Source organism: Pseudoduganella sp. GCM10020061 (assembly GCF_042683405.1).
Lineage (GTDB): Bacteria > Pseudomonadota > Gammaproteobacteria > Burkholderiales > Burkholderiaceae_D > Telluria.
Genome location: NZ_JBHUJS010000002.1, coordinates 24,922 through 49,000, shown reverse-complemented (window position 1 = coordinate 49,000; position 24,079 = coordinate 24,922). Strand labels below are relative to the sequence as shown.

At 66.5% G+C, this 24,079-nt stretch carries 20 protein-coding genes; 9 read left to right on the top strand and 11 right to left on the bottom strand.

Annotated features, from left to right (window positions below):
* Nucleotides 1-45: 45 nt before the first annotated feature.
* From ACFSQR_RS04035 to ACFSQR_RS04005, 7 genes are all read right to left on the bottom strand, one after another.
* Complete coding sequence (locus tag ACFSQR_RS04035; protein ID WP_377728340.1) at nucleotides 46-486, bottom strand: YybH family protein; 441 nt, start codon at nucleotides 484-486, stop codon at nucleotides 46-48.
* A gap of 26 nt (nucleotides 487-512) precedes the next feature.
* Nucleotides 513-1,448, bottom strand: a complete 936-nt coding sequence (locus tag ACFSQR_RS04030) for a CopD family protein (RefSeq protein ID WP_377728339.1) — start codon at nucleotides 1,446-1,448, stop codon at nucleotides 513-515.
* A gap of 7 nt (nucleotides 1,449-1,455) precedes the next feature.
* Entirely contained in the window at nucleotides 1,456-1,737 is a 282-nt protein-coding gene (locus ACFSQR_RS04025; RefSeq protein ID WP_377728338.1) for a copper resistance protein CopC, read from the bottom strand.
* 134 nt (nucleotides 1,738-1,871) lie between these two features.
* On the bottom strand, nucleotides 1,872-2,231 hold the full coding sequence (locus ACFSQR_RS04020) for a copper-binding protein (protein ID WP_377728337.1): 360 nt from the start codon (nucleotides 2,229-2,231) through the stop codon (nucleotides 1,872-1,874).
* Nucleotides 2,232-2,275: 44 nt separating this feature from the next.
* Nucleotides 2,276-3,667, bottom strand: coding sequence for a multicopper oxidase family protein (locus ACFSQR_RS04015; RefSeq protein ID WP_377728336.1), 1,392 nt, complete (start codon nucleotides 3,665-3,667; stop codon nucleotides 2,276-2,278).
* A gap of 14 nt (nucleotides 3,668-3,681) precedes the next feature.
* Nucleotides 3,682-5,094: a TolC family protein gene (locus tag ACFSQR_RS04010; RefSeq protein WP_377729018.1), complete on the bottom strand. Its 1,413-nt coding sequence runs from the start codon at nucleotides 5,092-5,094 to the stop codon at nucleotides 3,682-3,684.
* 2 nt (nucleotides 5,095-5,096) lie between these two features.
* Nucleotides 5,097-5,453, bottom strand: coding sequence for a hypothetical protein (locus ACFSQR_RS04005; RefSeq protein ID WP_377728335.1), 357 nt, complete (start codon nucleotides 5,451-5,453; stop codon nucleotides 5,097-5,099).
* 306 nt (nucleotides 5,454-5,759) lie between these two features.
* Here ACFSQR_RS04005 and ACFSQR_RS04000 point away from each other — a divergent pair, with 306 nt between their 5' ends.
* The 4 genes from ACFSQR_RS04000 (at nucleotide 5,760) to paoC (ending at nucleotide 10,174) form a co-directional block, all read left to right on the top strand.
* A complete protein-coding gene (locus ACFSQR_RS04000; protein WP_377728334.1) occupies nucleotides 5,760-5,966 on the top strand; it encodes a hypothetical protein in 207 nt (68 codons plus the stop codon).
* 349 nt (nucleotides 5,967-6,315) lie between these two features.
* A complete protein-coding gene (paoA, locus tag ACFSQR_RS03995) occupies nucleotides 6,316-6,963 on the top strand; it encodes an aldehyde dehydrogenase iron-sulfur subunit PaoA (protein ID WP_377728333.1) in 648 nt (215 codons plus the stop codon).
* The gene (locus ACFSQR_RS03990) at nucleotides 6,960-7,916 is read left to right on the top strand and encodes an FAD binding domain-containing protein (protein WP_377728332.1); all 957 of its coding nucleotides are present in this window, start codon (nucleotides 6,960-6,962) and stop codon (nucleotides 7,914-7,916) included. The genes paoA and ACFSQR_RS03990 overlap by 4 nt, the downstream gene beginning before the upstream one ends.
* The gene (gene paoC, locus ACFSQR_RS03985) at nucleotides 7,913-10,174 is read left to right on the top strand and encodes an aldehyde oxidoreductase molybdenum-binding subunit PaoC (protein WP_377728331.1); all 2,262 of its coding nucleotides are present in this window, start codon (nucleotides 7,913-7,915) and stop codon (nucleotides 10,172-10,174) included. Before ACFSQR_RS03990 ends, paoC begins: the two co-directional genes overlap by 4 nt.
* Nucleotides 10,175-10,225: 51 nt before the next feature.
* Here paoC and ACFSQR_RS03980 read toward each other — a convergent pair whose 3' ends face one another.
* Complete coding sequence (locus tag ACFSQR_RS03980) at nucleotides 10,226-12,217, bottom strand: TonB-dependent receptor (RefSeq protein ID WP_377728330.1); 1,992 nt, start codon at nucleotides 12,215-12,217, stop codon at nucleotides 10,226-10,228.
* A gap of 65 nt (nucleotides 12,218-12,282) precedes the next feature.
* On the bottom strand, nucleotides 12,283-12,630 hold the full coding sequence (locus tag ACFSQR_RS03975; RefSeq protein ID WP_377728329.1) for a hypothetical protein: 348 nt from the start codon (nucleotides 12,628-12,630) through the stop codon (nucleotides 12,283-12,285).
* A gap of 181 nt (nucleotides 12,631-12,811) precedes the next feature.
* Here ACFSQR_RS03975 and ACFSQR_RS03970 point away from each other — a divergent pair, with 181 nt between their 5' ends.
* Nucleotides 12,812-13,777, top strand: a complete 966-nt coding sequence (locus ACFSQR_RS03970) for a ribonuclease Z (RefSeq protein ID WP_377728328.1) — start codon at nucleotides 12,812-12,814, stop codon at nucleotides 13,775-13,777.
* Complete coding sequence (locus ACFSQR_RS03965; RefSeq protein WP_377728327.1) at nucleotides 13,774-14,262, top strand: DUF1643 domain-containing protein; 489 nt, start codon at nucleotides 13,774-13,776, stop codon at nucleotides 14,260-14,262. The genes ACFSQR_RS03970 and ACFSQR_RS03965 overlap by 4 nt, the downstream gene beginning before the upstream one ends.
* An 89-nt stretch (nucleotides 14,263-14,351) precedes the next feature.
* On the opposite strand, the gene ACFSQR_RS03960 is transcribed toward ACFSQR_RS03965, so the two are convergent.
* On the bottom strand, nucleotides 14,352-15,143 hold the full coding sequence (locus ACFSQR_RS03960) for a hypothetical protein (protein WP_377728326.1): 792 nt from the start codon (nucleotides 15,141-15,143) through the stop codon (nucleotides 14,352-14,354).
* 423 nt (nucleotides 15,144-15,566) lie between these two features.
* Between ACFSQR_RS03960 and ACFSQR_RS03955 the strand changes: the two genes are divergently transcribed.
* Nucleotides 15,567-18,878, top strand: coding sequence for an amidohydrolase family protein (locus ACFSQR_RS03955; protein ID WP_377728325.1), 3,312 nt, complete (start codon nucleotides 15,567-15,569; stop codon nucleotides 18,876-18,878).
* 75 nt (nucleotides 18,879-18,953) lie between these two features.
* Here ACFSQR_RS03955 and ACFSQR_RS03950 read toward each other — a convergent pair whose 3' ends face one another.
* Nucleotides 18,954-19,289: a TIGR01244 family sulfur transferase gene (locus tag ACFSQR_RS03950; RefSeq protein ID WP_377728324.1), complete on the bottom strand. Its 336-nt coding sequence runs from the start codon at nucleotides 19,287-19,289 to the stop codon at nucleotides 18,954-18,956.
* A gap of 183 nt (nucleotides 19,290-19,472) precedes the next feature.
* Here ACFSQR_RS03950 and ACFSQR_RS03945 point away from each other — a divergent pair, with 183 nt between their 5' ends.
* A complete protein-coding gene (locus tag ACFSQR_RS03945; protein ID WP_377728323.1) occupies nucleotides 19,473-23,276 on the top strand; it encodes an ATP-binding protein in 3,804 nt (1,267 codons plus the stop codon).
* A complete protein-coding gene (locus ACFSQR_RS03940) occupies nucleotides 23,273-23,905 on the top strand; it encodes a response regulator (RefSeq protein WP_377728322.1) in 633 nt (210 codons plus the stop codon). Before ACFSQR_RS03945 ends, ACFSQR_RS03940 begins: the two co-directional genes overlap by 4 nt.
* Nucleotides 23,906-24,079: the final 174 nt, after the last annotated feature.

The window sequence follows — 24,079 nt, the reverse complement described above, 5'->3', positions numbered from 1 at the left end:
ACTGCCCCCTGGCGCTGCGCAGTGCAGGCCATCACCCCGGCCGGATCACTTGGCCTTGCGCGACGACCAGTGGATGTGGACGATTGTCCAGGCGTCGCCCTGCTTTTGCAGTACTGCCGTTTCCGTTCCCAACACATGGACTGCCTGGCCGCGTGCGGTCCCTGTCGTTTCGGTTTCCTGCCAGACGATCGCCGTATTGCCGGCAAGGTGCTCGCTTTGCTTCAGCACTTTGCGCGTCGCCGTTTTCGCAAACGCCATGTCGCCGCCCAGGTGGTGGCTAGCGTATTCATCGCGCGAACGTTCCACATAACCCGACTCATAGATGACTGCCTGTGGTGCCAGCGCTTCCAGTGCCCTGGTGCGGTCTCCTGCTGCCAGCGCTGCGTGGAAGGCGGCCAAGGTATCTTTCGCCTCGGCCGCATGGCTGGCTGGCGATGCGGCGGCGGCGGAAAACACTGCAATGGCAAACAGCTTGTTCATGTTCATGGGTGCTCCGTGGTTGGGGATGCCGATCAGGCGGCGGTGGGTGGTGAAGTTGAACTCAGGATCGCCGCCATCACCAGGACGGCGGCCAGCACCAGTGCTTCGAGCTGGAGTATCCATGCAAACCTGCGATCCAGCCTGCCAGCGCGATCATCGTGACCGCGCAGGCCGGCCAGCAAGCCGGGCATGACCAGGAACCGGTTGGCGCCGCCCAGCAGCGCTGCGCAAGCCACCAGTGCAAGCTTGGCCAGCAGGGCCGTGGCGTATGGGTTGCCGGTCGCATTCTCGATGCCGCCCAGCCCGCGCCAGGCGCTGAAAACGCCGGTCGCCACGATGCCGGCCAGCGCGATCGACGCGATCGTCGACAAGCCCTGGATGTACGCTGCGCGATCCGGCATCGCGCCGGGCGCGGGACTGGCCGGCGTGCGCAGTACCAGCAGGCCCGCCACCAGGACTTCACCGACCCAGGCGCTCGCCAGCGCCAGGTGCGTCCATTCGGCAGCGACTGCCCAGCCGGTCCCGTCTCCGGCGCCAGCGTGGCCGACGATGCTGCGGCTGTAGAGGAACGCGCCGATTGCCAGCAGGCGCGCCCACGCCGCCACGGTGCCGGCACGCGGCCATGCCAGCGCTGCGGACGCCAGTGCGATCGCGGCCAGGGACGCGATGCCGATGCTCCATGCGAAGCCATGATGCGTGGCACTCAGCGTCGTGATAACCGCCGGACCGGCTTCGGCCAGCGGCACTTCGGCCATGTACGCAGCGTCCAGCCACAGTAGCAGGCAGCTGGCGGCGATGGCGGCGCCGGTCGCGCCCAGCGCGGCGCTACGCAGTCCGGCCGCGTGTTGTGCCGCCCATGCGGAACCCGCCTGGCGAAGCGCCATGCCCGACAGGCTGGCGCCCATGACGACTGCCATCGCCAGGTTCAGGGCGACGCTTGCTGCCAGCTGAAAGGTGGCGAGATCCATCCGCAGGCTACCTGACCTGGAATGCGATGTCGCCTTTGACCTTGTGGCCGTCGCGCGTGACGGTGCTCCACTGGACGCGGTGGCGTCCGGATTTCAGCGGCGGCAGCGTGGCGATCAGCGCTTTCGGATTGCTGCCATCTCGCGCGACTTTCAGGGGCGCACCTGCAACTCCGGCCTGGTCCACCAGCCTGACCTTGCTGAACGCGAGTTCGACCGTGTCGCTGAACTGCAGGTGCATGACCGCAGGCGCTACATCAACCACGCTGTTCGCAGCGGGCTGCGATGCCAACAGCTTCGCATGTGCGAAAGCCGGAGGCGTGAGCGCGGCACTGCAGGCGAATGCCGCCAATGCGCAAAGCTGTCTCAAAACCATGACTGTCTCCCATCAAAAAGCGCCTCCGGAAGGAGGCGCTCATGTTGTTGTTACTTGGCCGCTTCGAGGCGCACGACCGTGATCGCGCCGTTGATCTTTTCCGCGGCGAAGTTGACCTTGTCGCCAGCCTTGACCTGGCCGAGCATAGCCGGGTCCTTGACGCGGAACACCATCGTCATCGCACCCATGCCCAGGTTCTTGATCTCGCCATGGCGGATGGTAATTTTGCCTGCTTCCTTGTCGACCTTTTTGATTTCGCCGCTAACCAGCGCCGCGTCAGCAGAGGGAGCCGAGTGCGTACCGTGTGCCGCATGGGCGCCGTGGGCCGCGTGCGCGTCCTGTGCCATTGCCGTGCCTGCGGTGGAAACGGCGAACAGGGCTGCTGCTGCGAAGGTGGTAAATGCTTTCATGAAGATTCCTTTACTTGGTTTCAGTGGTTGATCGTGCTGCTTGATTAATGATGGCCGTGGCTTTTCGGCTTGCGGACCTTGAATTCGACCGGCATGCCCGGTTTTGCACGCGGCATGGACTGGCCGCCTGCAGATGTGGCGCGTGCCGCCGGCGGCAATTCGCCTTTCCACTCGTACGCGACCGTGCCCGCAGGGTGCTTGTACCAGCCCGGGTCGGAATAGTCGCCGCGCTTTTGCTCCTTGCGCACTTTGACCACCGTGAACATGCCGCCCATTTCGACACCGCCAAACGGGCCCTGGCCGGTCATCATCGGCAGGGTGTTCTCCGGCAGCGGCATTTCCATGTCGCCCATCGAACCGCCCTTGTCGCCCATGACCATGTAGTCGGGCACCAGCTTGTTGATCTTCTCGGCGATGCCGCGGTGGTCGACGCCGATCAGGTTCGGCACATCATGGCCCATTGCGTTCATCGTGTGGTGCGACTTGTGGCAGTGGAAGGCCCAGTCGCCCGGAGCGGTGGCGACGAATTCGATCGCGCGCATCTGGCCGACCGCGATATCGGTGGTGACCTCCGGCCAGCGCGATTGCGGCCTGATCCAGCCGCCATCGGTGCCGGTCACTTCGAATTCGTGGCCGTGGATGTGCAGTGGATGGTTGGTCATCGTGAGGTTGCCGGCGCGGATGCGCACGCGGTCGCCCTGGCGCACATTCATCGAGTCGATGCCCGGGAACACGCGGCTGTTGAAGGTCCACAGGTTAAAGTCGAGCATCGTGTTGGTGCGCGGGGTATAGCTGCCCGGATCGATGTCGTAAGCGTTCAGCAGGAACACAAAGTCGCGGTCGACCGCATGGTGCGCCGGATTCTTCGGATGCGTCACCCAGAAGCCCATCATGCCCATCGCCATCTGGACCATCTCGTCCGCGTGCGGGTGGTACATGAACGTGCCAGGCCGCTGCGCCACGAACTCGTAGACAAAGGTCTTGCCCGGCTGGATGCCGGGCTGGTTCAGGCCGGTGACCCCGTCCATCCCGTTCGGCAGGCGCTGGCCATGCCAGTGGATGCTGGTGTGTTCAGGCAGGCGGTTGGTGACGAAGATGCGGACACGGTCGCCCTCGACGACTTCGATCGTCGGGCCCGGGCTCTGGCCGTTATAGCCCCACAGGTTGGCTTTCATGCCGGGCGCGATCTCGCGCACCACGGGCTCGGCGATCAGGTGGAACTCCTTGACGCCGTTGTTCATGCGCCAGGGCAGGGACCAGCCGTTGAGCGTGACCACCCCGTTGAAATGGCGGCCGGTATTTGGCACCAGCGGCGGTTGCGTGTTGGCGTTGTCCATGACCGGCGCCTCCGGCAGCGAGGCCGCGCCGACGCGGCTAACCAGGCCGGCCCCGACCAGGGCTGCCGCGCCGGTGAAGAAATTGCGACGTGAATTCATTGATGTCATCCTGTTTAATGTCCTTGGGGCGCGTCGCCTGCCGCCTGCGCGTTCATTTGCATGGAGGCGCCGCCGGTGCCGTTGATGGCAGCCTGCAGTTCCGTCTCCGCGATCCAGAAGTCGCGCTGCGCTTCGATCGATGCGTTCACGGCGCCGATCTGGGCACGCGCATCGGACAGCAGCTCGAAAGTGCTGATCAACATGCCGTTGTAACGCAACAGCATCTCGTCGGAGATCTGCTTGCGCAGCGGGACGACCTCGTCGCGATAGTGCCGGGCCACGTCATAGGTGGTGCGGTAGGCCGAATACGCTTCGCGCACCTGCGACCGTGCCCGGATCGCCGTATCGGCGGTGCGGCTGACCGCCTGCATGTAAATGGCTTCCGCACGTGCGACACGCGCACCGCCCCAGTCGAACAGCGGCAGCTCCAGTTCGATCTCGTAGCCGTCCTCGCGCTCTTCGCCGGTGACGCTCCTGTTGACGTAACCGCCGTGCAGCACGTTGATGAAGCGGGTGGTCTTCGACAGGCCGAGTGCGTTCGCGGTCAGCGCCGCTTCGCGTTTGGCCATCTGCACATCCAGCCGCTGCTGCATGGCGCGCGCTTCAAGGCGCTCAGCCGCTGCGGGTTGCTGCGGCAGATCAGGCAAGCGGTCCGGCAGTTGGAACTTCGTCTGTTCGCCCCATACGCCCAACAGCCGCGCCAGTTGTTCGCGCGCTGCGGTGGCGTTATGGCGGCTGCGCGCCAGCTGGGCTGTGGCATCGGAATAGAACGCCTGCTCGCGTGCCTGGTCCAGTTTGCTCAGGTTGCCGACCTTGGCCATGCGCTTCGCCAGTTCCGCGCTGGCTTCGGCAGCCGTGTGGACCTGTTCCGCATACAGGGCGGCCTGCTGTGCGGAGACCGCATTGAAGTAGGCCTTGCGCGTGTCGGTAGCCAGGCGCACCGCTTCGGCGGCTGCCCGCAGCTTGGCCGATTCGAAACGTGACGCTTCGATCTTGCTGCGCATGGGAAGCGTCAGCAGGCCAACGATGTCGAACATGATGGCCCGCTCGATCTCCACGGCGTGCGGGCCTGAAGAGCGGCCGAACGAAAAGCTCGGGTTGCTCATCCAGCCCGCCTGCACCAGGTCCGCTTCGGCGATGCCGAGCTGGGAGAACGATGCCTGCAGCCCCGGGTTGTTCAGCAGTGCCACCTGGACCGCGCCTTCGGCGCTGAGCGGCTTGGCCAGGAGCTCGCTGACCGTGCCGGCTGTCGTCGCGGGCGCGGAGCCGGGCTTGGCCAGCTGGATCGGCTGGCCGGTTCGCTCCGCCGTCATGGCGGAGACGGCATCGAGGCCGCCGTCGCGCGAGAACGTCGTGCAACCTGCGAGCGCCAGGGCGGCTACGCCCAGGACGACGGGCCGCAGGCGCAGAAAGTATTGCTTAGTCATGTTCATTTGCCCTCGTGCTGGTGCTGATGCTGGTGCTGGTGTTCAGGCTTGGGCTGCGGCTTGGCCGGCGCCTTGGGAGCCGGCTGGGCTGGCGCCTCCGCCTCCTGGGTGTGGCCACCGTGGTGCGCAGCGTGCCCCTGCGCCTGCGTCAACTGCGCATGTGCGGGGCGCCACGCCTGGTCGGGCGTGACGGCCGGCTCGCGCTCGGTGAGGGAGAAGCCCTCGAAAGCGGAGTGGTATGCCAGCGCCGGGACAGGGGCGTCGGCATCGTGCGCTTTCCTGGAAGCGGCCTCCTGGCCGATCGCAGCAAGGTGGGTGCTGGCGAGCGCGCCCAGGACGAACCAATACAGATTTTTCATGAGATTAACCTCCAATCGATGGAACAGGCGTGCTTGCGCACGTCTCGGTTCGGGAATCCGCGCCGCGTACGGCCGATCCCGCGATCAGGCAGGGAGCTGCCGGGGAGGGCGTTTCTGGCCGTCGGGTATGAACCCGGCGACCCAGGGTGCGGGCGTAATCAGTACGGATTCCGACCCGGTCGGGGATTGTGATGGAACCGCTGAAGGTGGAGGGGCAAATGCGCCGATGCAGAATGCGGAGCAGGCGCTGCAGGTCGAGTGGTTGAACTTGCTGTCCGCGTCATCCAACGGGGCCGATGCGGCTGCATGCGCGCCCGACTCGTGGCCGGAATGACCGGCGGCCGCGGCCTGGCCGCCTTGCTGGTGGCCGGCCGGATGAGCGCTGGTCTGCTGGCCGTGGACGGCCTTGCAAGACACGCCAACGGCCGCGGCTACCGCATTCAGCGGCAGCACGGCCATGAGAAGCCAGAGCAGCAATGTCTTGAGCGTTCGATTCATCTTGGGAAAGTATAGCAGGATTGGGACGAGCTTGATCTACGATAAGTGTTCACGCCGGCAGCAACCGCCGCCTTCATGGTTTCAGCGCGCAACGCGAACATGTCGCCCTTGTTATGAAGTAAAGGCATCACTATAGACCTTCCAATTGTGGGAAGGTCAAGGGGTGTCGCGCTGGACAAGGAAATGGCGGAATCCGCCATGAATTGACCGATTCCGCCACCGCCGGTGTGTCCCTAATGTAATGGACGACACCGGCCTGAACTCTGAGCGAATATGCGGTGACGGGTTCTGTCGCTTGCAGCCCGGCGCGCGCGGCACTCAAGGACGCACTGGTGTCCCGCCCAACCATTCCAGGAGTTCGCCTATGTCTGAATTCAATCCCGCTCGCCGACAGATTCTCAAAGGGACCGCGGTGGCGGTCGGAGGCGTTGTCGCGGTATCCCACGGACAACCTGCACAGGCCGCTGCGGCAGCGCCGCGAGCCGTTCCAGCCAGCCCCACGAACGTGAGCATTCGCCTGAGAGTCAACGGCACCGAGCACCAGATGATGATCGACCCGCGCACCACGCTGCTGGATGCGCTGCGCGAACGGCTGCGCCTGACCGGCACCAAGAAAGGCTGCGACCAGGGCCAGTGCGGCGCGTGCACTGTCATTGTTGACGGGCGCCGCGTCACCTCCTGCCTGACACTGGCCGTGATGCAGGAAGGGCACGACATCACCACCATCGAAGGCCTGGGCACGCCGCGCAACCTGCATCCGATGCAGGCCGCCTTCGTCAAGCACGACGGCTACCAATGCGGCTTCTGCACTCCCGGGCAGATCTGTTCTGCGGTGGCGATGCTGGACGAGGTGAGGGCGGGCATTCCCAGCCACGTGACGGCCGACCTCAACGCCGCGCCGCAGCCGGGAGAGGCGGAATTCCGCGAGCGCATGAGCGGCAACCTGTGCCGCTGCGGCGCGTATTCCAACATCCAGGACGCGATTGCCGAGGTGGCGGGAGTCAGGCGATGAAGCCGTTTACCTATGAGCGGGCCGCGACGCCCGCGGAAGCCGCAGCGGCCGCAGCGCGCATTCCCGGTTCGCGCTTCGTTGCGGGCGGCACCAACCTGCTCGACCTGATGAAGCTCCAGATCGAGACGCCCGCCCACCTGATCGACGTGAACGACCTCGCGCTGGACCGGATCGAGGCGATGCCCGACGGCGGCCTGCGCATCGGTGCGCTGGTGCGCAACACCGACCTGGCCGCGGACCCGCGCGTGCGGCGCGACTACGCGGTGCTGTCGCGCGCGCTGCTGGCCGGCGCATCGGGTCAGCTGCGCAACCAGGCGACGACGGCGGGGAACCTGCTGCAGCGGACCCGCTGCCCCTACTTCTACGACACCAACCAGCCCTGCAACAAGCGCAAGCCGGGCAGTGGCTGCGGTGCGCTGGATGGATTCAGCCGCGTGCATGCCATCGTCGGAACGAGCGAAGCCTGCATTGCCACCCATCCGAGCGATATGGCGGTCGCGATGCGCGTGCTCGACGCGCAGGTCGAGACGGTACGGCCGGACGGCAGCACGCGCGTGATTCCGATCGCGGACTTCCACCGCCTGCCGGGCAATACGCCCCATATCGACACCAGCCTGGAAGCGGGTGAGCTGATCACTTCGGTAACGCTGCCGCGTCCTGCCGGCGGAGTCCAGTCCTACCGCAAGGTGCGCGACCGCGCCTCCTACGCGTTTGCGCTGGTGTCGGTGGCTGCCGTCGTGCAGCGCGACGGCACCGGGCGCGTGGCACTGGGCGGAGTGGCGCACAAGCCTTGGCGCGTCGAGTCGGCGGAGCGCGAGATGCCGCGCGGCGCCCAAGCCGTGGCCGCAGCCATGCTCGCGGGTGCACGCACTACCCACGACAATGCCTTCAAGGTTGCGCTGGTCGAGCGTACGCTGGCCGCCGTCATCGCCGACGCGAAAGGACAAGCATGAAATTCGATACTCCCGCCACCACCAATCCCATCGACCAGCTCAAGGTGGTGGGCAAGCCCATCGACCGCATCGACGGTCCGCTCAAGTCCACCGGCACTGCTCCGTATGCGCACGACCGCCACGATGTCGTGCCCAACCAGGCGCACGGCTACATCGTCGGCTCGGCCATCCCCAAGGGACGGGTCGTTTCCATCGATGTCGCGGCCGCAAAGGCGTCGCCCGGCGTGATTGCGGTGGTCACGGCCGCCAACGCGGGCAAGATCGGCAAGGGCAACTTCAATACGGCGATGCTGCTGGCAGGGCCGCGCATCGAGCACTATCACCAGGCCATTGCACTGGTGGTGGCCGAAACCTTCGAACAGGCGAGGGATGCGGCGCTGCGGCTGAACGTGAAGTATGCGCGCGAGCAGGGCAGCTTCGATCTCGACGCGGTCAAGAACAAGGCCGTGGCGCCCAAGCGCGGGTCGGCCGAGACCAAGGTGGGTAATTTCACCGGCGGCTTCGCCTCGTCGCCCGTGCAGCTCGACGCCAATTACTCGACGGCGAACGAATCGCATTCGATGATGGAGCCCCACGCCAGCATCGCGGCATGGGATGGCGACCAGCTGACGGTGTGGACCTCGAACCAGATGGTCGCGTGGACCGTAGGCGACCTGGCCAAGACCCTCGGGATGCCGAAGGAGAAGGTGCGCGTCCTCTCGCCCTACATCGGCGGCGGCTTTGGCGCCAAGCTGTTCCTGCGCTCCGATGCACTGCTCGCTGCGCTGGGCGCGAAGGCAGCGGGCCGGCCGGTCAAGGTGGCGCTGCAGCGCGCGCTCGTTCCCAACAACACCACCCACCGTGCCGCGACGCTGCAGCGGATCCGCATCGGCGCCACGCGCGAAGGCAGGATCACCGCCATCGCGCACGAGAGCTGGTCCGGCGACCTCCCGAACGGCAAGCCAGAGAACGCGGCGACCCAGACGCGCGCCCTGTACGCGGGCGAGCACCGCATGACCGCCAACCGGCTGGCCGTGCTGGACCTGCCCGAAGCGAACGCGATGCGCGCTCCCGGCGAGGCGCCCGGCATGGCGGCGCTGGAAATCGCCATGGACGAGATGGCGGAAAAGCTCGGCATGGATCCGATCCGCTTCCGCATACTCAACGACACGCAGGTGGTGCCGGATAATCCGCCGAAGCCGCCCTCGGCCGATCCGCAGTCGAAGAAGCCGGAAGAGCAGGAGAAGCACATCCCGCATCCGCCATTCTCGAAACGGCAGCTGGTGCAATGCTTCGAGATCGGCGCGGAGCGGTTCGGCTGGAGCCGCCGCAGTGCGAAGCCGGCGGCGCTGCGCGATGGCCGATGGCTGGTCGGCATGGGAGTGGCCGCGGCGTTCCGCGACAACCTGCTGACCAAGTCGGCGGCACGCGTGCGGCTCGACCGGCGCGGCTTCCTTACCGTCGAAACGGACATGACCGATATCGGCACCGGCAGCTACACGATCATCGCGCAGACCGCCAGCGAGATGATGGGGGTGCCGCTGGAGCGGGTGCAGGTGCGGCTGGGCGATTCCAGCTTCCCGGTGTCATGCGGTTCGGGCGGGCAGTGGGGCGGCAACAACTCGACTGCGGGCGTGTACGCGGCGTGCATGAAGCTGCGCGAAGCGGTGGCGCAGAAGGCTGGCGTGAACGCGGCTGACGCGACGTTCGCCGACGGCATGATCCGCGCCGGGGGACGGACGCTGTCGCTTGCCGACGCAGCCGGCGAGCGCGAACTGGTCGCCGAGGATTTCATCGAATACGGAGACCTGGACAAGCGCTACCAGCAGTCCACGTTCGGCGCGCATTTCGTCGAAGTGGGCGTGGATGGCGCGACCGGCGAAGTGCGTGTGCGCCGCATGCTGGCGGTGTGCGCGGCGGGACGCATCCTCAATCCCAAGACGGCGCGCAGCCAGGTGATCGGCGCGATGACGATGGGCGTGGGCGCTGCACTGATGGAGGAACTTGCGGTGGACAAGCGCCGCGGCTTTTTCGTCAACCATGACCTGGCGGGCTACGAGGTGCCCGTGCATGCCGACATCCCGTACCAGGAGGTGATCTTCCTGGACGAGACCGACCCGATGTCGTCACCGATGAAGGCGAAGGGCGTCGCGGAGCTGGGCATTTGCGGCGTCGCCGCCGCAGTCGCCAACGCCGTCTACAACGCCACCGGCGTGCGCGTGCGCGACTATCCGATCACGCTCGACAAACTGATCACCAAAATGCCGCCGATGGTGTGAGAACGGAAGAAGGGACTGTCCCCGCAAGGGCAGTCCCCATCTGTTCAGCGCTTAGAACCGGCTCCGCACCCCGAACACGAGGCTTCGGCCCGGCAGCGGCGCCACATCCTTCAGCACCGAGGTCGACGTGCGAATCTGCTCGTTCAGCAGGTTCTTGGCCAGCACGAACCAGGTCAGGTCTTGCGTGCCCAGATGCTGGGTATACGACAGGTTCGCGCTCAGCTGGTTGTAGGAAGGCGTGCGCGATTCCTCGTGCCTGGCCAGCCGGTCCTGCTCCATGCCATGCACGAGCGAGACGCCCGCACGCCATGCGCTCGACTTCCAGCCGATGGTCGCGCCGACGCGGTCGGCCGGCTGCAGCGGCAGGCTGCCACCATGGTCCAGCGTGCCGCGCGAGCGGTCCGCGAACAGGCGTCCGGACCAGCCCTGACCGGTTTCGTTGATGGTCAGTTCCGCTTCCGCGCCGCGGATCGTCGCGTCGGCCTGGGCGAAGATGCGCTCGCGCAGTTCGTCGCCGGGGTTGCCTTCGTCGTCCAGCAGGTTGCCGGTGATGTCGCCGTAGATGAAGTCCTTCACATCGTTCTGGAACAGGTTGGCCTTCCAGCGCACCAGGCCCGTGGTCTTCTGCATGGTCAGCTCGATATTGCGCGAGGTCTCCTTGCGGAAGTTCGGGTTGCCGATGTCGAAGGTGGCGGTCGCTTCGTGCGGGCCTTCGGAATACAGTTCCTCCGTCGCCGGCGCGCGCTGGGCCACCGAACCGGTCACGCCGGCGGCGTAGCCCGGCATGAAGCGCCACTGGCCACCGATCGAGTACGAGGTCAGGTCGAATTTGCGGTTCATACCCGTCTCCGGCTTGCGCTCCACCGTTTCCAGTCGCAGGCCGGCGCTCATCCGGACCGGGCCGAAGCTCTTTTCCTCGACCAGGAAGGCCGCGGTCGACGCCGACTTGGTGCGCGGGACGGTATTGGCGTGGCCGTGGCCTTCTTCCGCGCTCAGCGCCGAATAGTTCGAGTGCTCCGACTGCATGCCGAAGGTGCCGCTGAAACCTGCCACCGGATTGTGGGTCAGTTCCCAGCGCGATTCGACCGCACGGTTCTTCATGCGGATGGCCGGCGTATTGTCCGGTTCGAGTTCGGCATGCTCGTAGTCCGAGTAGCCCAGCTTGACCTGCAGCGACTTGAAGCCGTCGAACGGGTTCTTTACGAGGCTGCTGGCGTCGTAGCGGCGCTGCTTCATGTCGATGCGCGCGGCTTCTTCCGTCGGGATGCCGTACAGGTTGTCCAGCGTGGAGACGGATGCGCCGATATAGCCCCAGTCCTTCACGTACGATCCGCCGAAGCCGCCGCCGCCGGAGCGGGTGGCGCTGTTGGGCAGCCGTCCCGTAGCGGAGCTGGCGTCGCCGGCGACTTGCGTGCCGGGGAACTTGTAGTCGTCGGTGATGCGGAAGTTGGAATCCACGTGCAGCGCCACGCTGCCCACGGCGGTATCGGCCGATCCCGTCAGGTTGCGGCTGCGGTCCACCGTGCCAAGGCGCGCTTCCATGTGGCCGAATGGCTTCGGTTCGAGCGCGGTCGGGATGCGCTCGTTGACGACATTGACCAGGCCACCGATGGCGCCGGAACCGTACAGCAGCGATGCCGGGCCGCGCAGGATCTCGATCTGCACGGCGGTTGCGCCTTCCGCTGCCACGGCGTGGTCGTTGGACAGGCCGGAGACATCGGAGACGGCCATGCCGTTCTCCAGCATCTTGACGCGCGAGCCTTCCAGGCCGCGGATGATGGGGCGCGAGGCGCCGGCGCCGAATGCGGACGCGGACACGCCGAGTTCCTGCGACAGGGTCTCGCCGAGCGTGGCGCCCACCTTGTCGCGCAGCTCATTGCCTGACAGGACCTTTGCCGGGGTGAGGATCTGGTCGCCTTCGCCGGAGCGGAATGGGGTCGCGGTCACGACGACCTGCTGGATGTCACTGTGCGCGGATTGCGCCTGCGTCAGCGGAGCGAGCGTGGATAACACGGCGCCCGCAATCAAAGTGCGGTGGTACATAAATAACCTCAACAAAAATAGATGACAGCGTCGCGGCGCGGGGCCGCAACGGCTAAAAGCACAACTTAGCTTGCCAGTACTTGAGGAGGAGCCCGCGAGCGGAAGCTGCAGACGGTGCGCAGGCACGCGACGGGCGTGTCGGGCAGGGCGTTGCGCGCCGCGACAGCATCGGAATCGAAGCGGGTATGCCACGGTGTGCCGAGGGCAAAGCCGAACTGCGCGAACGTGGAGCAGTGCGCGCAGCTGGTGCTGTCGGCAAGGGCTTTTTTCCCTGCCGTGCCGGCGCCGTCCTGCGCGCCGGCCACCATGTTCGTGCCCGCCCGCCAGTGCCCGAGCGCGTGCAGCATCGCCATCTGCTGCGAGAACAGCAGAACGAGCGACAGCAGTATTACGCGTAGCGAGCTTCGTTTCATGTGCGGGGCACGACGTCTTTGTATTGATACGGGGTGGCGGATATCCGACAACACCGGGTCGCAGTATAGTGCCCTAAGACCCTGCAAGGAAGAGGGGATTCGTTTGGGGGCAGCCGCGAGCGGTCGGAATTGTCGAAAGGTCAACGCCCGAAGCAAGGTATGTTGGCGGCATAATGGCGACATGTTCAAACTGACCTTCCTCGGCACCTCGGCCGGCATGCCCACCAAATACCGCAACGTGACGTCGCTTGCCGTGCAGCCTGGCCTGAGCCGGGACTGGTGGATGGTCGATTGCGGCGAGGCGACGCAGCACCGGCTCCAGCACGTGCCGCTGACGGTGCACGAGCTGGCCGGCATCTGCATCACCCACGTGCACGGCGACCATACCTACGGCTTGCCCGGCCTGCTCGCGAGTGCAGCGATGGGCGCGCGCAAGCGGCCGCTGGTGCTGATCGCGCCGCGCGCGGTGCGCCTGTGGCTCGACGCGACCTTCGAGCATACGGCCCTGGCCTTGCCGTTCCCGCTCGTGCACGTCGAGGTCGATGGCGGCCAGCAGTCCTATGAGGAAGCCGGCCTGTCGATCACATGGCATCGCCTGTCGCATCGTGTGCCCAGCGTGGGATTCCGCTTTGCGGCCGAAAAATCCAGGTGGAAGCTCGATACCGAGGCCCTGCGTGCGCGCGGCGTGACGCCCGGACCCGGCTGGGGCGAGCTGCAGGCAGGGCGCAATGTGCAGCTGGACGATGGCACGCTGCTGCTGGCATCGCAGTTCCGCAAGGCGCAGGTCGAGCGCGCGGCGATCGTGGTCGGCGGCGACAACGATGCGCCGCAGCTGCTTGCCGATGCATGCAAGGGCGCGCAGTTGCTGGTCCATGAGGGCACCTACACCGAAGCCATCTCGCAAAAGGTCGGCCCGGGACCGACGCACAGCTCGGTGCAGCAGGTGGCGCAGTTCGCCGCGCAGGCCGGGGTGCCGAACCTGATCCTCACCCATTTCAGTCCCCGCTACGACAGCGCCGACGGCATGAAGGAGCTGGAGGCGGAGGCGCGCCAGTCCTACGCCGGCCAGCTGTTCCTCGCGCGCGACCTGGCGAGCTACGAATTGCATACGGACGGCCTGGTGCACAAGCTGGAGGCCGCGCGATGAAGCGCACCACAGGCGCACGCTTCTCGGCGTGCGGGCGGTACCGCTACAGCCTGTGGCGCTACTGGGACACGGCCGCTCCATACTGCCTGTTCCTGATGCTCAATCCGTCCACGGCGGACGAGGTCCGCAACGATCCGACCATCGAGCGCTGCGAGCGCCGTGCACGTGCGATGGGATTTGGCGGACTGCATGTGGCCAACCTGTTTGCATGGCGCTCCACCGATCCGCGCGCACTGTTGCTGGCGGACGATCCGGTCGGGCCGGGCAATGACAGGGCCATCGTCAAGGCGGCGAAAGGGGCGGGAAGGGTGATCTGCGGCTGGGGCAACGATGGAACACTGCTGGGACGCGATGCCCAGGTACTCGCGCTGCTGCGCCGGTCCAATATCGAACCCTACGCGCTCGCAATCAACAAGGATGGCAGCCCGAGGCACCCGCTCTACGTAGCGTACAGCGAGGACCCCAGGCCGTTGCAAACTGACTAGGACCTACCCGGGCGCAGCCCGCGCGGCAAGGGAACACCTGGCGGTGTCCGCTTGCCGGCACAGGCCTGCCGCGTTCAAACGGCCGCCGGTTACGGCGCCGCCGAAGCGCACTGCTCGCGCACGTCCACCAGTGCCGAGTCGCCACGCGGAACGTTGAGCAGCATCGCGGTCAGGATCTTCTCGCGTTCCTCGGTCGAGCGAGCGCTCTTGAGCTGCGCATACATTCCGCACACAGCCTGCTGATCCATGCTTGCCGCGGTGGCGCCGCCGGTCGACGCACCCATCTGCGAGCCTTCGACGATTTCGGTCTTCATCGCGCCGGCTGCGCTGATCTGGCCATCCATGCCGGCCTGGCTGCTCATGGTGCTGGTCTGGCTGCTGCTGTCCATGGCCGTGGAGGTCGACTGGCTGGTCGATGCGCCGGACTGGGTGCCCATTGCGCTCGACTGGCTAGCGGACCACTGGCTGCTGCCTTGCGTAGCCGGCTGGGTGGTGCCCGACGTCGCCGCCTGGCTGCTGGTCGCGTGGCCGCTGGTCGGATACTGCTGGCCGGTGCTGCTTGCCTGGCCCGTGGTTGCCATCTGCGTGCCCGATGCGCCGGTCTGGCCGCTGGTCGAGGCGCCCATCTGGCTGCTTGCGGTCGCGTCGACCTGGCTGCTGCTGGTGGTGGTCATCTGGCTGCTGTCCGCTACGCTGGTGTCAGCAGAAGTTGGCGCTGCCTGGGCGGTGGACGCGGTGCCGGTGGCCATCTGGTCCATCGTGGCGGCGTCCGAGGTGGTCATGGCGGTATCGGCATCGGTGTCACGGTTACCGCTGGCACACGCGGTGAGGGTCGATGCAACGGCCACTGCGAGCAGCGATTTCAAGAGTTGGGATCTCATGCATGTTCTCCTGTGATGTTGTAAAAGGCTCACCTGAGAAGGACGGCTATGGATCGTTCGGTGCGTACTCCTGGCGTCCAATGCATAGCCGTGCCACGCAGGTGTTGATATAGCTATCGCTTTCGCGACAACAGTGAAACCAGTATAGAGCTGTTATTTTTACAACGACGCCATGTTGCCTTTCGGCAGTGTTATCACGGTCTGGTGCCCCTTGTGCCGTGCGCCGCGCTGACACAAAGCCGCAACAATTCCGCGGTTTTTCGCATAGTTGCGCGTGATAAAATCAGCGGGTCATTGTCAGGTGTTCTATCAAAACAAGGACTTGCGACCGGTGGAGACGCCGGACGACCCGCCATGGCGGGTTTTTTCATATCCAGCCAAAAGACGGCCGCCGACGGCCGCTATCACAGGAGTAGGAGTCATATGAACACAACGCGCGCAGCCGTCCTCGCTGCCATCATGGCCATGTCGGCCGCCCACGCAGCCGACGAAGCGAACGGCGACAAGAAGAAGTGGGACGTCAACAACCCGCCCGGCCCGAAAGCCACCGTCAATATCGATACCCGCACCGGTACCTGGATGACCGTCGACGTCAGCCCGGACGGCAAGCACATCGTCTTTGACCTGCTTGGCGACCTGTACCTGCTGCCGATCGAAGGCGGCGAAGCCAAGCCGCTGACCCACTCGATGGCGTGGGAAATGCAGGCGCGCTTCTCCCCGGACGGCAAGCAGCTGGCCTATATGTCGGACGCCGCCGGCGGCGACAATATCTGGGTGATGAACGTGGACGGCACCGGCGCGCGCGAGATCAGCAAGGAGAAGTACCGCCTGCTGAACAACCCTGTGTGGCACCCGAACGGCAAGTACATCGCCGCGCGCAAGCACTTCTCGGGCACCCGTTCGCTGGGCTCCGGCGAAATCTGGATGTTCCACGTGCAGGGCGGCGCCGGCGTGCAGCTCAACGAAAAGCCGAACTGGCAGAAGGACCTGGGCGAGCCCGCGTTCTCGCCGGACGGCCGCTACGTCTACTACTCGCAGGACACCACCCCGGGCCGCGTGTTCGAGTACAACAAGAATTCCAACGGCCAGATCTACCAGATCTTCCGCCGCGACCTGAAGGAAGAGCAGACCACGCCGTTCGTCAGCGGCGCCGGCGGCGCCGTGCGCCCGACCCCTTCGCCGGACGGCAAGTACCTGGCCTTCGTGCGCCGCGTGCGCAACCAGTCCACCCTGTTCATCAAGGACCTCACCACCGGCCGCGAAACTCCGGCGTGGGGCGAGCTGGAACGCGACATGCAGGAAGCATGGGCGATCCACGGCGTCTATCCGGCCTTTGCCTGGATGCCGGGCAGTAAAGAGATCGTGGTCTGGGCCAAGGGCAAGATCTGGCGCGTGGACCCATTCAAGAAGTCCGCCAAAGAGATCCCGTTCCACGTCAAGGACACCCGCATGGTGACCGAGGCGCTGCGCTTCCAGCAGGACGTGTCCCCGGATGCGTTCAACGTGCGCCAGCTGCGCTGGGTGAACGTGGCGCCGCAGGGCGACAAGGTGGTCTACTCCGCGCTCGGCCACCTGTACGTGCGCGACTTGGCCAAAGGCGGCGAACCGAAGCGCCTGACAAAGCAGGGCGATCACTTCGAGTACTTCCCGAAGTTCTCGCGCGACGGCAAGCAGGTCGTGTTCGCGACCTGGAACGACGAGAAGCTCGGCTCGATCCGCACCATCGACCTCAGGTCGGGCAAGGAAACCATCCTCACCGACGCGCCGGGCAAGTACCTCCAGCCAACCTTCACCCCGGACGGCAAGCAGGTGGTGTACGTGAAGGACGGCGGCAGCTACCTGACCACGCCGTGGTACGGCATGGAGCAGGGCGTGTACCGCGTCGCTGCCAGCGGCAAGGGCAAGCCTGAGCTGATCACCGAACGCGGCGCCAACCCGCAGTTCGCGGCCGACAGCGAGCACGTGTACCTGACCCGCACCGAGCGGAAGGACGAGGTCGATTCGATGACCAACCTGGTGCGCGTGAACATGGACAAGCGCGAGGAATTCACGGTCGCCAAGGGCGAGTTCGTGACCAACTTCGCGGTGTCGCCGGACGGCGCATGGCTGGCCTACGGCGAGCGCTTCCACACCTTCGTGGCACCGCTGCCGCTCGCAGGCAAGGCCGTGACGATCGGCGAGAAGACCGATTCGCTGCCGATCCGCCAGCTCGACGTGGATGCGGGCGACTACCTGCACTGGGCCGGCGACAGCAGCGCGCTGCACTTCTCGCTGGGCGACGAGCTGTTCACCCGCGACATGAAGACCGCCTTTGCGCCGGCCGACCCGGATGCGAAGAAGGAGAAGGAGCGCATGCAGGCTGTGGTCAAGCAGCCGGGCGTGAAGATCGGCTTCAAGGCCCCGACTGCCGTGCAGCGCGCGACCGTGGTGGTGGACGGTGCCCGCATCGTCACCATGAAGGGCGACGAGATCATCGACAACGGCCGCATCGTGGTCAAGGATGGCCGCATCGCCGCCATCGGCAAGGCATCGGACGTGGCCGTGCCGGCTGGCGCGACCCGCATCGACGCCACCGGCAAGACCGTGATCCCGGGCCTGGTGGACGCTCACTGGCACGGCGCCATGGGCGAAGACGGCATCGTGCCGCAGCAAAGCTGGGTGAACTACGCCGGCCTCGCGTTCGGCGTGACCACCGTGCACGATCCGTCCAACGACACCGGCACCATCTTCACGCACAGCGAAATGCAGCGTGCGGGCGATGTGGTCGGTCCGCGCATCTTCTCGACCGGTACGATCCTGTACGGCGCGAAGGGCAATTTCGCGGCCCCGGTCAATAGCCTGGACGATGCGATGACCCACCTGCGCCGCATGAAGGCCGCGGGCGCGATCAGCGTGAAGAGCTACAACCAGCCGCGCCGCGAACAGCGCCAGCAGATCCTGGAAGCTGCGCGCCAGACCGGCATGATGGTGGTGCCGGAAGGCGGCTCGCTGTTCCAGCACAACATGACGATGGTGGTGGACGGCCACACCGGCGTGGAGCACTCGATCCCGGTCGAGAAGGCGTATGACGACGTCAAGCAGCTGTGGTCGCAGACCCGTGTCGGCTACACCCCGACCCTGGTGGTGTCCTACGGCGGCCTGGATGGCGAGCATTACTGGTACGCCCGCACCGACGTGTGGCAGCACCCGATCCTGTCGAAGTACGTGCCGAAGTCGATCCTCGAGCCGCGCAGCGTGCGCCGCGAGACCGCGCCGGAAGAAGACTTCAACGTCTTCCGCGTGGCGAGGACCGCGACCGAGCTGCAGCGCGTCGGCGTGCCGGTCAACATCGGCGCGCACGGCCAGCGTGAAGGCCTGGGAGCGCACTGGGAAATGTGGTCGCTGGTCGGCGGCGGCATGAGCCCAATGGAGGCGATCCGTTCGGCCACCATCAACGGCGCCAAGTACCTCGGCCTGGACAAGGACGTCGGTTCGCTCGAAGTGGGCAAGCTGGCCGACCTGTCGATCATCGACGGCGACGTCGTCTCGGACATCCGCAAGTCGGACCGCATCACCCACGTGATGCTGGGCGGCCGCGTGTACGAGACCGCGACCATGAACGAAGTGGGCGCGACGCCGAAGGCGCGCAAGCCGTTCTACTTCGAAGGTGCGGAAGGTGCGGCGGTGCCGGTGCAAGCCTGGACCCATGGCCACAGCCATGGCAAGGGCGAATCGGAATCGCAAGGCCAGCACTGATACCGCTGGCGGCTGAATAGGAAAGGGGCTCCTCGGAGCCCCTTTTCATTTGATGCGGGTACCGTCCCCCGAACGCTAACCGTGGGCAAGCTGGTAAAGCTGGTTGCAGCGGTTGCCGGTGCGGCAGTACCCGAGCACCGGCGACGGCAGCTCGGCCAGCGCCGCGCGGAATTTGTCGACATCCTCGGACGTGATCCGGCCCGGCACGACCGGCACGTACGCGAAAGCGATGCCGTGCGCGCGCGCCGCTTCGGCAATCGCTTCGTGGCTCGGTTGCTCGGGACCGGCTTCCCCGTCCGGACGGTTGCAGATCATGCCCTTGTAGCCGGCCGCCGCAATGGCGGCCACGTCGTCGGGCGTCAGCTGCGCGGTTGCGTGAAAGTTGTCAGTAATCGGTTTGATGTTTTCCATGGCCCCTGCCTCCGAAGGTGTTGGCAAACATTATATCCGCGCCGCCCCGGCGCTGTGATACACAGGAAGTATCACAGCCACGCCTGTGATACTTTTTCCGAATCGTCCGTTTCCACTGGTCCTCGCGCGGCTGCGGCCATGCGTTACCATGCAGCCTGGTTACCTGAGGGGGGAGCGGCACCGATGAACAGGCGCGAAGACAGGGCGGGCGGCGCACCGGAGCAGGCGGCCCGGCCGCCGCATTTCGTCGGCGAGGGGGAGATGGTCGAGCGCGTCAATGCCCTCGACTGGGCGGCCACGCCGGCCGGCGCGGTCGCTACCTGGCCGGAGAGCATCCGCACGGCGGTGAGCATTGCGCTCAACTCGACCTTCCAGCTGGTCGTGCTGGCGGGCCGCGACCTGGTCTATATTTACAACGACGCGTCCAGTTCCATTTTCGGCGCCAAGCATCCCTGGGCGCTGGGCAAGCCCACCCGCGACGTGTGGGAAGAGATCTGGCCGACGATCGGCCCGATGCTGCATTCGGTGCTCGAGACCGGGCGCGCCCTGCGCTACGACGACCTGCTGCTGGTCCTCAAGCGCCACGGATTCGAGGAAGAAGCCTACTTCACGTTTTCGTACAGCCCGATCCGCGAGCCGGATGGGACGATCACGGGGCTGTTCCTGTCGGTGCTGGAGACCTCGGAACGCTATATCAACGAGCGGCGCATGCGCACGCTGACCGAGCTGGCGGCGCGTGTCGCGGCCGAGCGCAGCGAGGCGGCCTATTCCAGCATCGCCGACGCCTTCGAGGCCAACCCGGATGACGTGCCGTCCGCCGCCATGTTCCTGAAGGACCGCGACGGCGAGCTGGCGCGCTGCGTGTTCGCGCGCGGCGCGTGCAGCCACTGCCGCTACGATGACGTCCCGCTGGGCACGGACAGCGCGCACCCGGTGGCGCGCGCGTTCTCGACGGGGAAGATGCAGGTGTTCGAGACCGGCCTGTTGTCCGGCCCTTCCGGCGGCGATGCCGTCTGCGTGTCGCCGGCGTCGCGCTGCGTCGCGCTGCCGCTGATGCTGCCCGGGCGGCGCCAGCCGAACGGCGTGCTGGTGCTGGGCGTGAATCCGCGCAAGGATCTGGACGCTCCCTACAAGGCGTTCTTCAGGCTGGCGGCCGGGCACGTGGCGACGGCGGTGGCCAATGCCGAGGCGGCGCGCATGGAAAAGGAGCGCCTGGAAGCGCTGGCGGAGCTCGACCAGGCCAAAACCGCATTCTTCGCCAACGCCAGCCACGAGCTGCGCACGCCGCTGACACTGATCGAGGGGCCGCTCGGCATGCTGCTGGAAGACGCGGGCGCACAGTTGCCGGCGGACGCGCGCGAATTGCTGGAGATGGCACGCCGCAATACCGCGCGCATGAAAGTGCTGGTCGACTCGCTGCTGGATTTTGCCCGCATCGAAGCAGGGAAGATGGAGGCGCATCTGGAAGAGGTGGACCTGGGCGCGCTCACCGGCGAACTGGCCAGCCTGTTCCGCTCCGGGTTCCATGCGGCCGGGGTGGAGTTCGAGGTGCGCGCGTATCCCCGTGCGGTGCAGACTATGGTCGACAGCGCGATGTGGGAAAAGATCGTCCTCAACCTGCTCTCCAACGCCTTGAAGTACACGCCGTCGGGCAGGGTGGAACTGGTGCTGGGCCGCCGTGCCGGCGCGATCGAGCTGACGGTGCGCGACACCGGCATCGGCATCGCGGCGGACGACCTGCCGCACGTGACCGACCGCTTCTATCGCGGACGCCAGGGCGCCGGCCGGCCTGCCGAAGGCACCGGCCTGGGCCTGGCGCTGGTGAGCGAACTGGCGCGCCTGCACGAGGGCTCGCTGTCCATCGATAGCCGGCCGGGGCAGGGGACGCTCGTCACCGTGCGCCTGCCCGACCGGATGCCGGAGCGCGCCGTTCAGCCGCGCGCGCCCAGCCTGGGCGCGCTCACGCAGGCAGCATTCGCCAGCACGGCGCCTGCTGCGACCCGGCCGGAAAGGGGCGTGGCCGGGCCGGCGCCAGCCCCGGCATCCGAACGGTTCAAGCTGGTGGTCATCGACGACAACGACGACATCCTGCGCTACATCGAGCGCCTGCTGAACGAGGTCGGCACGGTCGTCACCGCCAGCTCGGCCAGCGCCGGCCTGGACGCGATCCGCAGCGAGCGCCCGGACCTGGTCCTGCTGGACGTGATGATGCCCGAGGTCGACGGCTTCGAGCTGCTCGCCCGGATCCGCGCGGAGCGCGCGATCCAGTCGGTGCCGGTGATCGTGCTGTCGGCCCACGCGGGCGAGCACGCGCGCCTGGAAGCGATGGCCGCAGGCGCGGACGACTACCTGGCCAAGCCGTTCAGCGGCCGCGAGCTGGTGGCCACGGTACGCTCGCACTTCAAGCTGGCGCGCCTGCGCCGGGCCGCGCTGGAACGCGAAGACCTGCTGCTGTCGCAGCTGGCCGACATCCGCGGCAGCCTGGAGAGCCTGATCGAGGGCACCAGCGATGCCTTCGTCCACATCGGCCATGACCTGCGCATCCGCGCCATGAACAATGCCTCGGTCCAGCTGGCCGGGAGGCCCAAGGAAGACATGGTCGGCAGGCTGTTCGAGGAGGTGCGGCCGGACGCCTCGCCCACGCTCACGGCCCTGCGCGAGGCCATGGAGAAGAGGTGCATCGTCGGCATGGAGTACCTGCACAAGCGTTCCGGCCGCTGGTTCAACGTGCGCTGCTACCCGACCTCGGATGGCGCGTTCGCGCTCGGGAACGACATCACGGCGCGCAAGGAGGCGGAAGCCAGCCTGCGCCTCGCGCACGATGAGCTGGAGCGGCGCGTGAGCGCGCGTACCCGTGACCTGGATGCCGCCAACGAAGTGCTCAAGGCGCTGTTCGACCGCGCGCCGGCGGCGATCGCGATGCTCGACCTCGAAAGCAGGATCGTGCGTTCGAACCGCGCGTTCTGGCGCCTGACCGGCTACGGCGACGACGAGTTGCGCGGGCAGACGCTGGAGAACATCACGGAGCCGGACGACTTCCGGCGCGGGCAGGCGCAGGTCCGGCGGCTGCTGTCGGGCGAACTGACCCGGTTCGACATGGAAGTGCGCTACCTGCGCAAGGACGGCGAAACGATCTGGGCCGACAAGTTCGTCGGCACCATCCCCGGCGATGACGGCAGGCCGCGTTACCTGGTCAAGATCGTCCAGGACATCACCGCGCGCAAGCGCGCGGAGCAGATGGTGCGCGCATCCCAATCCGAGCTGCGCGAGCTGTACGAGCGCTTGCAGAGCGTGCGCAAGGACGAACGCATTGCGCTGGCGCGCGAGGTCCACGACCACCTTGGACAACTGCTCTCCGCTGCCAAGATCGACATCAAGCTGCTGCTGGAGGACGTGCAGTCGGGCAGCGGACCCGTGCCGCGGGAGATGCTGGTCCCGGAGCTGCGCAGCGCGTCCGATTCGCTCGAGCAGGCGATCGGGTCGGTCAGGTCGATCGCGCGCGACCTGCGCCCGCCCGAAGTCGAGAACCAGGGACTGTACGCGGCGATCCGCTGGCACGCGCAGGATTTCGAGCGCCGCACCCGCATCCGTTTCGTGCTGGAGCTGCCGTCCGACCAGCGCGGACCGTCGGACTCGGCGGCCGGGGAGCTGTTCCGGATTTTCCAGGAAGCCCTGACCAATGTGCTGCGCCACGCAATGGCGACCGAGGTCGTCGCATCGGTCCAGGAGCGCGGCTGCAAGCTGCTGCTGCGCGTGCGCGACAACGGTGTCGGCATCGAACGCAACGCCGGCGGCGGTGCGACCCTGGGCCTGGTCGGCATGCGCGAACGCGCGGCGCTGTCCGGCGGCAGGGTGCTGGTCGGTCCGCTGCGCCCGCGCGGGACGCTGGTGTCGGCGCTGCTGCCGCGCGGTTTCGAGAGCCGCGCGCCGCTTACATCAAGACCCGTATCCCGCTACAATCGGCGGCAACAAAGGAGCCGCGATTGATCACGATTGTTATAGCCGACGACCACGAACTGATTCGGGAAGGGATCAAGAAGATCATCCGTTCGCACAAAGACCTGCGGATGGTGGGCGAGGCTGCCGGCTTCGAGGAACTGGCCGAACTGGTCGAGCAGTCCGCACCCGACCTCGTGATCCTGGACCTGAGCCTGCCCGACTACGAAGGGCTGGCCGGACTGGTCGAATTGCGCTCGCGCTTCCCGCGCCAGCGCGTCCTGATCCTGTCGATGTTCCCGGAAGAGCAGTACGCGATTGCCGCATTGCGCGCCGGTGCTTCGGGCTATGTGAGCAAGTCGATGGCGGCGGAGGAGCTGGTGCTCGGCATCCGCCGCGTGATGTCCGGCTCGACCTACGTCAGCGCGAACCTCGCAGCCTTGCTGGCGACCGATGCCGCGACGCCGCCTGCGCGCCCGGCGCACGAGTCGCTCACGCCGCGCGAACGTGCCGTACTCAATATGATTGGTGCGGGCAAGCAGATCAAGCAGGTGTCCGCGGAACTGGGCATCAGCATCAGTTCCGTCAATACGTATCGCGCCCGCATCTTCCGCAAGATGGGCCTGTCCACCAACGCGGCGCTGATCCACTACGCGGTGAAGTTCGGCCTGGTGCGCTGACTTGCCTCTGCACGGCGCGCGGGCCCCGCGCGCTAGTGTTGTGTATGCCACACATTTTCCTGTAGCAATATTTTCGACGCCCGGATCGCGCGATCCGTGACAGCCGCCCTGCATGGGGGGCACGCCACATGTCACGCCGGCCGCACCGCGCGCGCCGGCCGCCACGGGCCAGCC

What these genes read in the sequence shown, in the direction of transcription:
- ACFSQR_RS04035 (WP_377728340.1), bottom strand. Translation starts at nt 486, where the DNA reads ATGAACATGAACAAGCTGTTTGCCATTGCAGTGTTTTCCGCCGCCGCC.
- ACFSQR_RS04030 (WP_377728339.1), bottom strand. Translation starts at nt 1,448, where the DNA reads ATGGATCTCGCCACCTTTCAGCTGGCAGCAAGCGTCGCCCTGAACCTG.
- ACFSQR_RS04020 (WP_377728337.1), bottom strand. Translation starts at nt 2,231, where the DNA reads ATGAAAGCATTTACCACCTTCGCAGCAGCAGCCCTGTTCGCCGTTTCC.
- ACFSQR_RS04015 (WP_377728336.1), bottom strand. Translation starts at nt 3,667, where the DNA reads ATGAATTCACGTCGCAATTTCTTCACCGGCGCGGCAGCCCTGGTCGGG.
- ACFSQR_RS04010 (WP_377729018.1), bottom strand. Translation starts at nt 5,094, where the DNA reads ATGACTAAGCAATACTTTCTGCGCCTGCGGCCCGTCGTCCTGGGCGTA.
- ACFSQR_RS04005 (WP_377728335.1), bottom strand. Translation starts at nt 5,453, where the DNA reads ATGAAAAATCTGTATTGGTTCGTCCTGGGCGCGCTCGCCAGCACCCAC.
- ACFSQR_RS04000 (WP_377728334.1), top strand. Translation starts at nt 5,760, where the DNA reads ATGCGCGCCCGACTCGTGGCCGGAATGACCGGCGGCCGCGGCCTGGCC.
- paoA (WP_377728333.1), top strand. Translation starts at nt 6,316, where the DNA reads ATGTCTGAATTCAATCCCGCTCGCCGACAGATTCTCAAAGGGACCGCG.
- ACFSQR_RS03990 (WP_377728332.1), top strand. Translation starts at nt 6,960, where the DNA reads ATGAAGCCGTTTACCTATGAGCGGGCCGCGACGCCCGCGGAAGCCGCA.
- paoC (WP_377728331.1), top strand. Translation starts at nt 7,913, where the DNA reads ATGAAATTCGATACTCCCGCCACCACCAATCCCATCGACCAGCTCAAG.
- ACFSQR_RS03980 (WP_377728330.1), bottom strand. Translation starts at nt 12,217, where the DNA reads ATGTACCACCGCACTTTGATTGCGGGCGCCGTGTTATCCACGCTCGCT.
- ACFSQR_RS03975 (WP_377728329.1), bottom strand. Translation starts at nt 12,630, where the DNA reads ATGAAACGAAGCTCGCTACGCGTAATACTGCTGTCGCTCGTTCTGCTG.
- ACFSQR_RS03970 (WP_377728328.1), top strand. Translation starts at nt 12,812, where the DNA reads ATGTTCAAACTGACCTTCCTCGGCACCTCGGCCGGCATGCCCACCAAA.
- ACFSQR_RS03965 (WP_377728327.1), top strand. Translation starts at nt 13,774, where the DNA reads ATGAAGCGCACCACAGGCGCACGCTTCTCGGCGTGCGGGCGGTACCGC.
- ACFSQR_RS03960 (WP_377728326.1), bottom strand. Translation starts at nt 15,143, where the DNA reads ATGAGATCCCAACTCTTGAAATCGCTGCTCGCAGTGGCCGTTGCATCG.
- ACFSQR_RS03955 (WP_377728325.1), top strand. Translation starts at nt 15,567, where the DNA reads ATGAACACAACGCGCGCAGCCGTCCTCGCTGCCATCATGGCCATGTCG.
- ACFSQR_RS03950 (WP_377728324.1), bottom strand. Translation starts at nt 19,289, where the DNA reads ATGGAAAACATCAAACCGATTACTGACAACTTTCACGCAACCGCGCAG.
- ACFSQR_RS03945 (WP_377728323.1), top strand. Translation starts at nt 19,473, where the DNA reads ATGAACAGGCGCGAAGACAGGGCGGGCGGCGCACCGGAGCAGGCGGCC.